This window comes from Pseudomonas sp. NPDC089554, assembly GCF_050280645.1.
Taxonomy (GTDB): Bacteria; Pseudomonadota; Gammaproteobacteria; order Pseudomonadales; family Pseudomonadaceae; genus Aquipseudomonas.
Window position 1 is genome coordinate 1 of sequence record NZ_JBNNVR010000065.1, and the last position, 12,969, is coordinate 12,969.

Annotated in this window: 12 protein-coding genes and 1 pseudogene; 9 read left to right on the plus strand and 4 right to left on the minus strand. The window is 62.7% G+C overall.

The genetic code is table 11. The annotated features are described in order from the left end of the window. From lon to ACQKPE_RS18170, 3 genes are all read left to right on the plus strand, one after another. Nucleotides 1-1,936: endopeptidase La (gene lon / locus ACQKPE_RS18160; RefSeq protein ID WP_427667990.1), on the plus strand; the 1,936-nt coding region annotated here is incomplete at its 5' end. A gap of 153 nt (nucleotides 1,937-2,089) precedes the next feature. Next, nucleotides 2,090-2,362: a nucleoid-associated protein HU-beta gene (gene hupB, locus ACQKPE_RS18165; protein ID WP_054883552.1), complete on the plus strand. Its 273-nt coding sequence runs from the start codon at nucleotides 2,090-2,092 to the stop codon at nucleotides 2,360-2,362. A gap of 184 nt (nucleotides 2,363-2,546) precedes the next feature. Then, a complete protein-coding gene (locus tag ACQKPE_RS18170; protein ID WP_427667992.1) occupies nucleotides 2,547-4,418 on the plus strand; it encodes a SurA N-terminal domain-containing protein in 1,872 nt (623 codons plus the stop codon). 60 nt (nucleotides 4,419-4,478) lie between these two features. On the opposite strand, the gene ACQKPE_RS18175 is transcribed toward ACQKPE_RS18170, so the two are convergent. After that, nucleotides 4,479-5,507, minus strand: a complete 1,029-nt coding sequence (locus ACQKPE_RS18175; RefSeq protein ID WP_427667994.1) for a patatin-like phospholipase family protein — start codon at nucleotides 5,505-5,507, stop codon at nucleotides 4,479-4,481. Nucleotides 5,508-5,662: 155 nt separating this feature from the next. Between ACQKPE_RS18175 and ACQKPE_RS18180 the strand changes: the two genes are divergently transcribed. From ACQKPE_RS18180 to ACQKPE_RS18190, 3 genes are all read left to right on the plus strand, one after another. After that, on the plus strand, nucleotides 5,663-5,941 hold the full coding sequence (locus ACQKPE_RS18180; protein WP_427667995.1) for a hypothetical protein: 279 nt from the start codon (nucleotides 5,663-5,665) through the stop codon (nucleotides 5,939-5,941). Nucleotides 5,942-5,955: 14 nt separating this feature from the next. Beyond that, nucleotides 5,956-6,723, plus strand: coding sequence for a CHAD domain-containing protein (locus tag ACQKPE_RS18185; RefSeq protein ID WP_427667997.1), 768 nt, complete (start codon nucleotides 5,956-5,958; stop codon nucleotides 6,721-6,723). Nucleotides 6,724-6,810: 87 nt separating this feature from the next. Beyond that, nucleotides 6,811-7,608 (plus strand): acyl-CoA thioesterase, encoded by a 798-nt coding sequence (locus ACQKPE_RS18190; RefSeq protein ID WP_427667999.1) that lies wholly within the window; start codon nucleotides 6,811-6,813, stop codon nucleotides 7,606-7,608. Nucleotides 7,609-7,614: 6 nt separating this feature from the next. Here ACQKPE_RS18190 and ACQKPE_RS18195 read toward each other — a convergent pair. The 3 genes and pseudogenes from ACQKPE_RS18195 to ACQKPE_RS18205 all read right to left on the minus strand — a co-directional run. After that, nucleotides 7,615-7,827 (minus strand): annotated as a pseudogene (locus ACQKPE_RS18195) (terminase); the annotation flags it as partial. A gap of 75 nt (nucleotides 7,828-7,902) precedes the next feature. Further along, a complete protein-coding gene (locus ACQKPE_RS18200) occupies nucleotides 7,903-9,381 on the minus strand; it encodes a methyl-accepting chemotaxis protein (RefSeq protein WP_427668001.1) in 1,479 nt (492 codons plus the stop codon). A gap of 94 nt (nucleotides 9,382-9,475) precedes the next feature. Further along, nucleotides 9,476-10,273 carry a TatD family hydrolase gene (locus tag ACQKPE_RS18205; RefSeq protein WP_427668003.1) on the minus strand — a complete coding sequence of 266 codons (798 nt, stop codon included), beginning with the start codon at nucleotides 10,271-10,273 and terminating at the stop codon, nucleotides 9,476-9,478. Between the two features lie 172 nt (nucleotides 10,274-10,445). Here ACQKPE_RS18205 and ACQKPE_RS18210 point away from each other — a divergent pair, with 172 nt between their 5' ends. The 3 genes from ACQKPE_RS18210 (at nucleotide 10,446) to ACQKPE_RS18220 (ending at nucleotide 12,909) form a co-directional block, all read left to right on the plus strand. Next, nucleotides 10,446-11,846 (plus strand): transglycosylase SLT domain-containing protein, encoded by a 1,401-nt coding sequence (locus ACQKPE_RS18210; protein WP_427668005.1) that lies wholly within the window; start codon nucleotides 10,446-10,448, stop codon nucleotides 11,844-11,846. Between the two features lie 108 nt (nucleotides 11,847-11,954). Continuing rightward, a complete protein-coding gene (locus ACQKPE_RS18215; RefSeq protein ID WP_427668007.1) occupies nucleotides 11,955-12,389 on the plus strand; it encodes a DoxX family protein in 435 nt (144 codons plus the stop codon). Between the two features lie 211 nt (nucleotides 12,390-12,600). Next, nucleotides 12,601-12,909 carry a hypothetical protein gene (locus ACQKPE_RS18220; protein WP_427668008.1) on the plus strand — a complete coding sequence of 103 codons (309 nt, stop codon included), beginning with the start codon at nucleotides 12,601-12,603 and terminating at the stop codon, nucleotides 12,907-12,909. Nucleotides 12,910-12,969: the final 60 nt, after the last annotated feature.

Below are 12,969 nucleotides of genomic sequence, written 5' to 3' on the forward strand. Positions count from 1 at the left end.
GCTGTATCTGCAGGAGCAATACCACGCCCGGGTGATCGAGCCTGTAGCCGAGCAGATCGAGCAGAAGCAGGAAATCCTCGAGATCATCGACCTGCCAGCCCGTGTCGAGCACGTGCTGGCGCTGCTGGATGCGGAAATCGACCTGTTGCAGGTCGAGAAGCGCATCCGTGGCCGGGTCAAGAAGCAGATGGAGCGCAGCCAGCGCGAGTACTACCTGAATGAGCAGATGAAGGCCATTCAGAAAGAGCTCGGCGATGGCGACGAGGGTCATAACGAAGTCGAGGAGCTGAAGAAGCGGATCGACGCGGCGGGCCTGCCGAAGGATGCCCTGACCAAGGCCCAGGCCGAGCTGAACAAGCTCAAGCAGATGTCGCCGATGTCTGCCGAGGCCACCGTGGTGCGTTCCTACCTCGACTGGCTCGTGCAGGTGCCGTGGAAGGCCCAGAGCAAGGTGCGCCTGGACCTGGCCAAGGCCGAGGAGATCCTCGATTCCGACCACTACGGCCTGGAGGAGGTCAAGGAGCGTATCCTTGAGTACCTCGCCGTACAGAAGCGCGTGAAGAAAATTCGCGGCCCGGTGCTGTGCCTGGTTGGCCCGCCCGGCGTGGGCAAGACCTCGTTGGCCGAGTCGATCGCATCGGCAACCAACCGCAAGTTCGTGCGCATGGCCCTGGGCGGCGTGCGTGACGAGGCTGAGATTCGTGGCCACCGTCGTACCTATATTGGTTCGATGCCGGGCCGTCTGATCCAGAAAATGACCAAAGTGGGCGTACGCAACCCGCTGTTCCTGCTCGACGAGATCGACAAGATGGGCAGCGACATGCGTGGCGACCCCGCGTCGGCCTTGCTGGAGGTGCTCGACCCCGAGCAGAACCACAATTTCAACGACCACTACCTGGAAGTCGACTACGACCTTTCGGACGTGATGTTCCTGTGCACCTCGAACTCGATGAACATTCCACCGGCGCTGCTCGACCGCATGGAAATCATCCGCCTGCCGGGCTACACCGAGGACGAAAAAGTCAACATTGCGGTCAAGTACCTGACACCCAAGCAGGTCAAGGCCAACGGCCTGAAGAAGGACGAGCTGGACATCGATGTCTCGGCCATCCGCGACATCATCCGCTACTACACCCGCGAAGCGGGCGTGCGTGGCCTTGAGCGCCAGATCGCCAAGGTCTGCCGCAAGGTGGTCAAGGAGCACACCGGGCAGAAGCAGGTGAAGGTCAAGGTCACGGGTGACCAGCTGGAGCACCTGCTGGGCGTACGCAAGTTCCGCTATGGGCTGGCTGAGCAGCAAGACCAGATCGGCCAGGTCACGGGCCTTGCCTGGACCCAGGTGGGTGGCGAGCTGCTGACTATCGAAGCGGTGGTCATCCCTGGCAAGGGGCAATTGATCAAGACCGGCTCGCTCGGCGATGTCATGGTCGAGTCGATCACCGCCGCGCAGACCGTGGTGCGCAGCCGCGCCCGCAGCCTGGGCATTGCCGCCGATTTCCACGAGAAACACGACGTGCACATCCACATGCCCGAGGGCGCCACGCCCAAGGATGGCCCGAGTGCCGGTATCGGCATGTGCACCGCGTTGGTCTCGGCCTTGACGCAGATTCCGGTACGCGCCGACGTGGCGATGACCGGTGAAATCACCTTGCGTGGCCAGGTGTTGGCCATCGGCGGGCTGAAGGAAAAACTGCTGGCGGCACACCGGGGCGGGATCAAGACGGTCATCATTCCGGAAGAAAATGTGCGTGACCTGAAGGAAATTCCTGAAAATATCAAACAGGATCTGCAGATCAAGCCCGTTAAATGGATTGACGAAGTCCTGCAAATTGCGCTGCAATACGCCCCGGAGCCCTTGCCAGATGTGGCTCCGGAGATTGTCGCGAAAGATGAAAAGCGCGACGGCGATGCTAAGGAAAGAATCAGCACGCACTAGTCAGTATTTCATTGGGGGGCTTCCTTGACAGTTTTTTCGAGCCCTTGTTATAAAGCGGCACGCCAATGTCATCATGCCACCCAATGCTCGTTTCATAAGCTTTTCATTACATACTTAGAAACAAACTCAAAATAGAGATATAAGGGGACTAGAGTGAACAAGTCGGAACTGATTGACGCTATCGCTGTATCGGCTGACATTTCCAAGGCTGCCGCTGGCAAAGCTCTGGATGCTGTGATCGACTCCGTAACCGGTGCCCTGAAGGCAGGCGACGACGTCGTCCTGGTTGGCTTCGGTACTTTCTCCGTCAAAGAGCGCGCCGAGCGCACCGGCCGTAACCCGCAAACTGGCAAGGCGATCAAGATCGCTGCCGCCAAGGTTCCAGGCTTCAAGGCTGGCAAAGGCCTGAAAGACGCCGTCAACTAAGTCGTCTCTTTCAGATGGACCGGGCCTTGCCTGGTCCAAGCACGTGGCGGCCGGGGCCGTAAACGTTACCGCCTGCCACGTTTGCTAAGAAAAGGCGCATCTTCGGATGCGCCTTTCTTTTATCAGGATTTTACCCACTCTGCGCGGTTGTCGATGCAGTGGTACAGCCGTTTCTGGGGGACGCATGCTGCAAAATATCAGGGACAATTCAAAAGGTTGGATTGCCAAGAGCATCATTGGCCTTATCGTCGTGCTGATGGCGCTGACCGGTTTCGAGGCCATTTTCCAGGCGACCAGCACCAGCCAGGACGCCGCCAAGGTGAACGGCCAGGCCATCAGCCAGAATGAGCTGAGCCAGGCCGTCGACATGCAGCGCCGCCAGCTGATGCAACAGCTGGGCAAGGATTTCGACCCTGCATTGCTGGATGAAAAAATGCTGCGCGACGCCGCGCTCAAAGGGTTGATCGAGCGCCAGCTGCTGTTGCAAGGCGCCGATGATGCCAAGTTCGCCTTCTCCGATGCCGCGCTGGACCAGCTGATTCTGCAGACGCCTGAGTTCCAGGTCGACGGCAAGTTCAGCGCCGAGCGTTTCGACTCGGTCATCCGCCAGATGGGCTATGGGCGTATGCAGTTCCGCGAGATGCTGGCCCAGGAAATGCTCATCGGCCAGCTGCGTACCGGCCTTGCCGGCAGCAGCTTCGTCACCGACCAGCAGGTCGACGCATTCGCCCGCCTGGAAAACCAGACCCGCGATTTCGCTGCATTGACCTTCAAAGCCAACCCGGCTGCGATCAAGGTCAGCGACGACGAAATCAAGGCCCACTACGACCAGCACGCCAAGGAGTTCATGACCCCCGACCAGGTGGTCATCGACTACATCGAGCTGAAGAAGTCGGCGTTCTTCGACCAGGTCGAAGTCACTGACGACGAGCTGCAGGCCTTGTACGAGAAAGAAATCGCCAACCTGGCCGAGCAGCGTCGCGCTGCGCACATCCTGATCGAGGTCAACGACAAGACCACCGATGACCAGGCCAAGGCACGTATCGTTGAGATCCAGCAGCGCCTGGAAAAAGGCGAAGACTTCGCCGCCCTGGCCAAGGAGTTCTCCCAAGACCCAGGCTCTGCTGCTACTGGCGGCGATCTCGGCTTCGCAGGCCCAGGCGTTTACGACCAGGCCTTCGAAGACGCACTGTACAAGCTTGGCAATGACCAGGTGTCGGCCCCTGTACGCACCGAGTACGGCTACCACCTGATCAAGCTGCTGGGCGTCGAGGCACCGCAGGTGCCGACCTTCGCCAGCCTGAAGGACAAGCTGACGCGCGAGCTGAAGACCCAGCAGGTTGAACAGCGCTTTGTCGAGGTGACCAAACAGCTCGAGGACGCCGCCTTCGAAGCCTCCGACCTGAGCCAGCCGGCCCAGGACCTGGGTTTGAAGGTACAGACCTCGGCACCGTTCGGGCGTGAAGGTGGCGAAGGCATTACTGCCAATCGCGCGGTGGTGCAGGCTGCCTTCAGCGAAGAAGTGATCAACGAGGGTGCCAACAGCAACGCCCTGGAGCTGGACCCGGAAACCATCGTGGTGCTGCGTGCCAAGGAGCACCGTAAGCCTGAACAGATGCCGCTGGAGGCCGTCGCCAAGAACATCGGCGAGCACCTGGCACGCGAGAAGGCGACCGCAGAGCTCAAGGCCAAGGCCGACAAGCTGATCGCCGGCCTGCGTGATGGTTCGATCGCACCGGGCGCTGCCTATGAAGGCCAGGCCTGGAAGGTTCAGGAGGCCGCTACCCGCGCCCAGGACGGCATCGACCCAGCCGAGTTGCAGGCGGTGTTCCGCCTGGCCAAGCCTGAAGCCAAGGACAAGCCGGTGTTCGGTAGCGTGGTGCTTGCAGACGGTAGCCTGGCTGTTCTGCAGCTCAAGGGTGTCAACGAAGGCGCGGCCGCCAGTGACGAGGAGAAGCAGCAGATCCGCCGCTACCTCGCTTCGCGTGCTGGCCAGCAGGACTTCTCGGCCTATCGCAAGCAGCTGGAAGCCAAGGCAGATATCACCCGTTACTGAGTGATGCCCCTGCAAGAAAACAGGCCGCTTTTGCGGCCTGTTTTTTTATGGGCGTGAACCTCAGCGCTTTTGCGCCTCGTAGTTGTCCAGCGTATCGCGCGCGATCTCCCGCCCCAGGGCGATCAGTTCCGGCGCCTTGTAGAATTCGAAGAAACGACACACGCGCTTGGGCACGTTTATCAGTACATCCGGTGGGTACCCGGCGATCTTGTACTGCGCCAGCGAGGTCTGCATCACCTCGAAGCTCTGGTTGATGAGGTCTAGCAGCGAGGCAGGCCCAACGTTGTCGATAATGAACGAGCCGGTCGCCGATTTAGGCGCCCCTTCGCTTTGCGGGGCGGCTGCCGGTTGCTGGCTCTCCGGGTCGGCAGGCTCGCTCAGCCAGGGGTTGGCTTCGGCGACGATTTCCTGCTCGATGCGAATCAGCTGTTCGGCGGGTTTGCGGCGAAACGGCAGGCGCGAGCCCAGTGAACTGATGACTGCGTCGAAGCGCATCTTGAACGCCGCCGGGCGCTCGATCACCGGGAGTTGGTAGTGGTTCTGGTTGGTGGCATTGAGGTTCACCGCGATGATCAGGTCGCAGTGGCTGGACACCACCGGGACGATTGGCAAGGGGTTGAGAATGCCGCCGTCCACCAGCATACGGTTGCCCTGCATGACGGGGGTGAAGAGGCTGGGAATCGCCGCCGAGGCGCGCATGGCCTGGTGCAGGCAGCCTTCCTGGAACCAGATTTCCTGCTGGTTGGTCAGGTCGGCGGCGACGGCGGTATAAGGAATGCGCAATTGCTCGATGTTCATCTCGCCGACGATCTTGCGGATCTGCCCAAATACCTTGTCACCGCGGATTGCACCCAGGCGAAAGCTCACGTCCACCAGTCGCAGCACGTCGAGGTAGTCGAGGCTTTCTATCCAGTGCTTGTATTCATCGAGCTTGCCGGCGGCGTAGATGCCACCGATCACCGCGCCCATGGAGCACCCAGCGATGCAGGCGATCTCGTAACCACGCCGCTCCACTTCCTCGATCACGCCGATGTGCGCATAACCGCGCGCACCCCCCGAGCCCAACACCAGCGCCACACGTTTACTCATGACCTTCCCCCGTCACTGTGCCACTCTATGGCAACAATGCACCCATCGGTGGCTGTCCTTCAATGCGAACCGCGCTGGGCTAAGCTGTTCAGGGCACTTTTCGCATACTGCGCCGTCGAACGGCCACTGTTCTCCACCTTTGAGGTAACCCCCCGATGAAAGCCTGGATCTGCCTTCCCCTGATTGCCCTGGCCCTGGCTGGCTGCGCAGGCAAGACGGCCTATCGCGACAGCTGTGCGACCCAGCTCGATGCTGCCTGGAAGGAACTCGACCTGGCCAAGGCCGAAGGCTTCGCCGGTACCGTCAGCTACTCCAAAGCCCTGTCGCTGTTGACCGGTGCCAAGACCCAGCAACAGTTCGAAGGCTTCGAGGGTTGTACCCGCAAGGCCGAGCGCGCACGTTTCTATATTCGTGAGTCCCGCGCCGGGCGTTGAACGAGGAGCCGCCGATGCCCGCAATGCTCGACCATGTAGTAGCCCAGGTGCTGACCTTGCAGGTGCGTTTGCTGGCGTGCCGCGAGCGCCTGGCCGCCGACACCGACAGCGAGGCGCTGCACGACCTGCGTATTGGCGTGCGGCGTTTGCGCAGCCTGCTGCGGCCTTTGCGTGGCTTGCCCGGCGTCGAGCAATTGGAGAATGCCGCCAGCGCACTCGGCACCCTCACTACGCCGCTTCGTGACCGCGAGGTCCTGGCGGCGCAGTTGCTCGCGATTGGCCATGTGCAAGCGGGCCAGCGGCGCCTGGCGGGGAGGGCGCAGGCATTCGCCGAGGTTGCGGCCAGTGCGCAATTGACCCGGGTTCTCGCCATTCTCGACGCATTCCCCTTGTTCCTGCGCGCCGCTGAGCGTGAGGGCCTGGCCCGTTCGCTGGCCAAGCGCATCGACAAACGCTTGGTCAAGCAGTGGCACAAGCTGCAAGACGCCCTCCAAGACCCTGCCCACGACCGCCATCGCTTGCGCCTGCTGATAAAGCGCGTGCGTTATGGGGACGATGCCTACCCCCAGCTCGAGCACGCCGCAAAGAAGCTACAGCGCTTGCTCAAGCGAGCCCAGGGTGACTTGGGTAACTGGCATGACCGCTGGCAGTGGCTGCTGCAAGTCCCTGAGCATGAGGACCTGGCGCGTTGCAAAAGTGCCTGGGACAAGGAGCTGCACCAGGCGGAAAAACGTTCAGACCTCACTTTGGAGGCGCTGGCCAAGGCCATTGCGCGCCGATAGCCCCTGCAAATGACCGATTTGCGGGCTGGCGTTGCGCTAGCCGCTGGTTACTATCGTCCTTGCCCCGACTGACGCCAAGGACTCGCCATGAATTTTCCCCAATTGCTGGACGCCGTGCGCAATAACCCCGACTCGGTAAGCATTCCGGCCGACTGGGCCCAGGGACGCGCCTCGTTCGGTGGCCTGGTGGCTGCGCTGGTATTCGAGGCCATGCGTGGCAAGTTGAGTGACGCACGCCCAGTGCGTTCGCTGGCGATCACCTTCGTAGGCCCAGCTGCGCCGGGCGTGCCCATTCGCTTCGAAGCAGAGGTGTTGCGTGAAGGCAAGGCGGTCAGCACCTTGCTGGGCCGCGCGGTTCAGGATGGCCAGGTGGTGACTTTGGTGCAGGGTAGCTTCGGGGCTGGACGGCCTTCTTCCGTGGAGGTGGCCGCCGCGCCAGCCATCCCCATGAAGCCTCTGGAGGAGTCGGCGCCGGAGCTGCCCTACATCAAGGGCGTGACGCCCGACTTCATGCGCCACGTGGCGCTGCGCTGGGCCATCGGTGGGTTGCCGTTCAGTGGCAATTCATCGCGGCAGATGGGCGGCTGGGTGCGTCTGCGCTATGTGCCGCAAGCACCACTGACCGAGGCGCACCTGCTGGCCCTGGTGGATGCCTGGCCGCCCAGCCTGATGCCCCACCTCAAACAGCCGGCGGCCGGGAGTACCCTGACTTGGACCATCGAGTTCATCCAGCCGGTGGCCAGTCTAACCACGCTGGACTGGTGCCGTTACTGTGTCGAGACCGAATATGCCCGAGACGGCTACGGCCATGCAGCGGCAGCCTTGTGGACGGCGCAAGGGGAGTTGCTGGCGTTGAGCCGGCAGACGGTGACGGTATTCGCCTGAGGCCTACAGACGCTGCCCTTGGCGCTGTAGGCCGAACCCTGCGACGAGGGCGATAACACCCACGGCGAGTTGGGTGAAATCTGCGGTGAACAGCCCGCTCAACACCAGCAGGGCGCCCAGGATCAGCAGTGGCACGGCAATCAGCCGCAGGGCCTGGCGCTGGTTGTAGGGGCCGCCGCGCCAGTGCCAGGCAGACAGGTGAAGCAATCGCTTGTTCATGGGCATTTCCTCGCAGTCATGCCCAAAGCTTAGTGCGGGGTATGGGGCGCGGCCAATCGACGCTGTTTATGGTGGCTATAGCTTGAGCTGGCCAATCGCCTTGTTCAGCGCGCCGGCCAGGGTCGCCAATTCGCTGCTGGTGCTGGCCGAACCCACGGTCTGCTGCACGGTCTGCTCGGTGACATCGCGGATGCTCACCACCGCCCGGTTCATTTCCTCGGCCACCTGGCTCTGCTGTTCGGCTGCCACGGCGATCTGCGTATTGCTCTCGCGCATTTGCGCCACCGCCCCGGTAATTTCCGCCAGCGCAGCCCCGGCCTCCTGGGCCTGGCGGACACAGTCGTCGGCTTTGTACGAGCTTTCCTGCATGAATTCCACCGCGTCGCGGGTGCCTGCCTGCAACGCAGAGACCATGGTGGTGATTTCATCGGTGGAGTTTTGCACGCGCTTGGCCAGGTTGCGCACTTCGTCGGCGACCACCGCGAAGCCGCGCCCCAGGTCGCCTGCGCGGGCAGCCTCGATGGCCGCGTTGAGCGCCAGCAGGTTGGTCTGCTCGGCGATGCTGTGTATCACCCCGACCACGCTGTTGATCTTCTGGCTGTCGTCGGCAAGTTGGCGAATCATCTCGGCGGTCTGCTGCACGCCGCTGGACAGCCCGGCGATGGAGTCCTGCACCCGGCTCACCACCTCCTGGCCGCTGCCTGCGAGGGTGTCGGCGCTTTGCGACAGGTCGCGGGTGGCCCCGGCGTGCTGGGCGATGTGGTGCACGGTGGCAGACATCTCGTTGATGGCCGTGGCCGCTTGGTCGGTCTCGCTTTGCTGGCCAAGCATGCCGTGGCGTACATCCGCCATGCTCGATGCCAGGCGCGCAGCACCGCTGTCGAGTTGCGCGGCGGTGTGCGCGACGGTGCTGACCACGCGGTGGTAGGTGGCCTGCATGGCGTTGAAGGCGCCCGCCATCTGCCCGACCTCGTCGCCACAGGCCAGTGGTACGCGGGCCGACAGGTCGCCGGTCTTCTCCACGTGCAGCATCACGTCCTTGAGGGTGTTGAGCTGGCTGAGCAGGAAGCGAATCAGCAACTGCGAGGCGCCCAGCATGGCCAGCATCAGCACCAGCACGCACACCGCATAATTGCTGAAGCGATCGAGAAACACCTGGCGCAGGCTGGGCGATTGGGCCAGCACTGCCAAGCGGCGCTCGCCTTGATGAACCACCTGCGCGCCCAGCACCGGGCTGTCGCCCAGCAAGGTGGCCGCTGGCAGCTCGACCCAGCCAGGGCCCTGGTTCAGCGCATCCAGGGGTTCGCCAGCGAGGCTGGGCGTTTGCCCGTTCTGCCAGGTGATCAGCTGCGTGTGGCGAGGTAGCGGCTGGCCTGCGGGCCATGCGGCCAGCAGTTCAGACTGGGCGATGGCCTGCGAGCGGGCGGTTTCGGCGCGGGCCTGCTGCTCCAGGTGCACGGCGTAGAGCACCAGCAGCAAGGTGGTGACGAAGGCCACTGCGTTGACGGCCCAGAATTTGTACTTCAAGGAGATATTGCTAAGCCAGGCACCCATGGTAGGTCTTCTCTGAGTTGAGCGGAAACATTATTGGCAAGGTGCCATCATTGTGCTCAGCTGCTCGGAGGGTGTCTTGATGTGGGTCAACGACTCAGTTCAGGTTGAAGAACGCTCGCGCCGTCGCGCTGGTGTGGGCAGCGGTGTGGGCGATGTCCTCGCCGCGATGCAACGCCACTTCACGCAGCACTTCTGGCAGGAACGCGGGCTCGTTGCGGCCATTCTTCGGTTTTGGGCGCAGGCTGCGGGGCAGCAGGTACGGCGCATCGGTTTCCAGCATCAGGCGTCCTTCTGGGATATTGCCCACCAGGGGGTGTAGGTGCGTGCCGCGGCGTTCGTCGCAGATCCAGCCGGTAATGCCGATATGCAGGTCCATGTCCAGGTAGGCGAACAGCGCCTGGCGTTCCCCGGTGAAGCAATGCACCACGGCGGCGGGCAGGTGATCGCGGTAGCCCTTGAGGATCGCCAGCAGGCGTTCGCTGGCGTCGCGCTCGTGCAGGAACACCGGCAGGCGCAGTTCAGCTGCAAGCGTAAGCTGCGCCTCCAGGGCTTTCTCCTGCTGCGGGCGAGGCGAGAAGTCGCGGTTGAAGTCCAGCCCGCATTCGCCTACGGCGCGTGCTCTTGGGTGGCTTAGCAACTGACGCAGGTTGCGCTCGCTGGCGGTGTCCCAGCTGCTGGCATCGTGGGGGTGCACCCCGGCGGTGGCGAAGAGGTGTCGGCCGTCTTGGTCGAGCTGCTCGCACAACGCCAGGGCCTGTTCGCTGACCGCAAGGCTGGTGCCGGTCAGGACCATCTGCACCACGCCTGCGGCCACGGCACGTTCGACAATGGATGCCTGCTGGTCGTGGAAACTGCTGTTGGTCAGGTTGACGCCGATATCGATCAGTTGCATGGTGCTACCTCGTGCCGCGGGGGCGGCCAGCATAGCAAAACCGGTATATCTAGAAAAAACCAAGAACTTCAAACGTTTGCCATGGTCTTTTGCCGTCATTCATCACGGAGCGATGAGTGGGCTACCTGCGTAGACAGCCCTCCTGCCATCAGCCCTCGGACGTCTTTCCTTCATGCTGCGAATTGTTCTGACCACGCTGATGCTTTCGCTGGCGGCCACTGGCCTGGCTAACGCCCAGCAGCCGGGGCCGCACATCGTGCCAGCCAGTCAGCTGCGCGACCTTGCGCAGATACGCGCCAGCAAGGTGTTGCGGGTGCTGGTCAACCAGAGCCGCAACAGCTCCGGCGAGGTCAAGGGCGAGCCCATTGGCGTCGAGTACTATCGCCTGCGCGCCTTGGAGCACTACCTCAATGCGCGGGTGGGCGATAATGAGGAATTGAGCGTCAAGCTCGTGCCCCGTGCCAAGGAGCAGCTGCTCCTGGCCCTGGAGCGCGGCGAGGGCGACCTGGCCGCACCTGGTGAGTTGATCGACCCAGCGCTGGCGGGCGGCGTAAGCGCCACTGCGCCAGTGGTCGATCAGGTGCAATTGATGCTGGTGGGGCGCAAGGGCGAGCGGGGTTTCAGCCGGGTCGAGCAGTTGTCCGGGCGCACGGTCGTCTTGACCAGCGCCAGTGCCGCCGGTGCGGTGATCCAGCAGGCCAACCAGCAATTGGCACTGCGCAAGCGTGCACCGATCAAGGTCGAGTGGGCCGACCCGACCTTGGCGGTGGAGGATGTACTGGAAATGGTTCAGGCCGGCATCTATCACCTGACCGTGGTGGAGCGTCCGATCGCACAACGCTGGGCGCGGGTGATGCCGCGTCTGCGCCTGGACACTCAACTGCGCCTGGGCCAGGCGCAAGCGATCCGCTGGTACGTGCGACGTGATGCCGCCACGCTGCAGACTACAGTCGACCACTTCCTCGCAGGCTACCGCGCGCCCGACAACCAAGATGCCGCCTTCGAACGTATCTACCGACGTCAGTACCGGGTACATGATCCGCTGGCACGCCGGGACCGCCAGCGCCTCGAGTCGGTGCGCCCGGTGTTGCAGAAGCACGCCGGCGACCAGCAGTTCGACTGGCTGAACCTGGCGGCGCTGGCGTTCAAGGAATCCACTCTCGACCCCAAAGCGCGCGGCATGGGTGGTGCCCACGGCCTGATGCAGATCACGCCCTCGGCAGCGCAGCGGGTGGGCGTGAGCAATACCGCCACGGTCGATGGCAATGTGCAGGCCAGTGCCCGCTATCTGGCGTTGATTCGTCGCAAGTTCTTCGCCAGCCCGCAGCTCAACGAGCGCGAACGCATGGCGTTCATATTGGCGGCCTACAATCTCGGGCCAGAGCGGGTCCAGGCCATGCGTGCCGAGGCCCGGCGCCGGGGGCTCAACGGCAATCAGTGGTTCTTCCAGACCGAGCGGGTGGCCATGGAGCAGGTGGGCATGGGACCGGTGAATTTCGTCAACAGCGTCAACAAGTACTTCCTGGCGTTCAACCGTGAGCGGGCTTCGCTGGAACGAGCCACTAAACGCTGATGTATCTATATTTTCGATTTTTATGTGGCGTTTTTTGCGGTTTTATTATTCGTTAATTTGGTTAATATGGCGTCCATTCCAACCAAACACACCAAGGAAGCCTGCAACATGAACGCCTCGATCACCGCCCTGTTCACCACCCGCGCCGGTTTCGGCCTGAGCATCATCCGTATCCTGATTGGCGTCATCTTCATGGCCCATGGCGCACAAAAGCTGTTCGGCATGTTCGGTGGCTACGGCCTCGAAGCCACTGGGCAGTGGATGGAGAGTATCGGCCTGGCGCCGGGCTACCTGATGGCGCTGTTGTCCGGCGCTGTCGAGTTCTTCGGCGGCCTGGCCCTGGTGATCGGCCTGCTGGCGCGTCCTGCGGCGCTGGGCCTGGGTGTCTTGCTGCTGGTGGCGATCTTTTCGGTGCACTTCGACAATGGCCTGTTCATGTCCAATAACGGCTATGAGTTCGGCCTGGCGCTGCTGGGCGGCACCCTGGCAGTGCTGTTCGAAGGGGCAGGGCGGCTGTCGCTGGACCGCCTGATCGCTCGCTGACACACCCCTGCAATACCCGAACGGCAAGCTACAAGTGAAAGCCCACTTGCAGCTTGCCGTTCGACGCTCTACGATACCGCTTGCGCCGATTTAAACAGCTACTTGCGGGGCGCAGGGCAACCTGATGGGTTATCCGAAATACCGCTAAAGCGCTGGTTCGGTGACGCCTCCCACCGCTGCCCAGCGGGTTTCGCGAGGCGGAGATATCTCCATGAGCTGTCCACGTACCAGTGTTTTCCTCACCCCCCTGCCTGCCAACCAGGCAGCCCGCACACCGCGCATCCTGCTCGGTGGCCAGCACCAGCCGACCCTTTTGCGCAACCTCGACGGCTTGTCGCGACGCAAAGGCCAGGCACGTGCCTTCCTGATCCAATTCGCTGAAACCCCGTGCAACCTCGCCCAATATGCCAATGACCGCTTCGACCTTGCGGTGATCCAGGCGCCCAGCGCGGATGAGGCTGACGAGGTGATCGCCCAGCTCACCCGCATCGCGCGCCAGGGCCTTATCACCCGCGCTTGAGCGGGCGTGTAGGGCAATGCTTTTTTGGTTAAGCTCGGTGCCCCGGCAGGCCGATGTCGC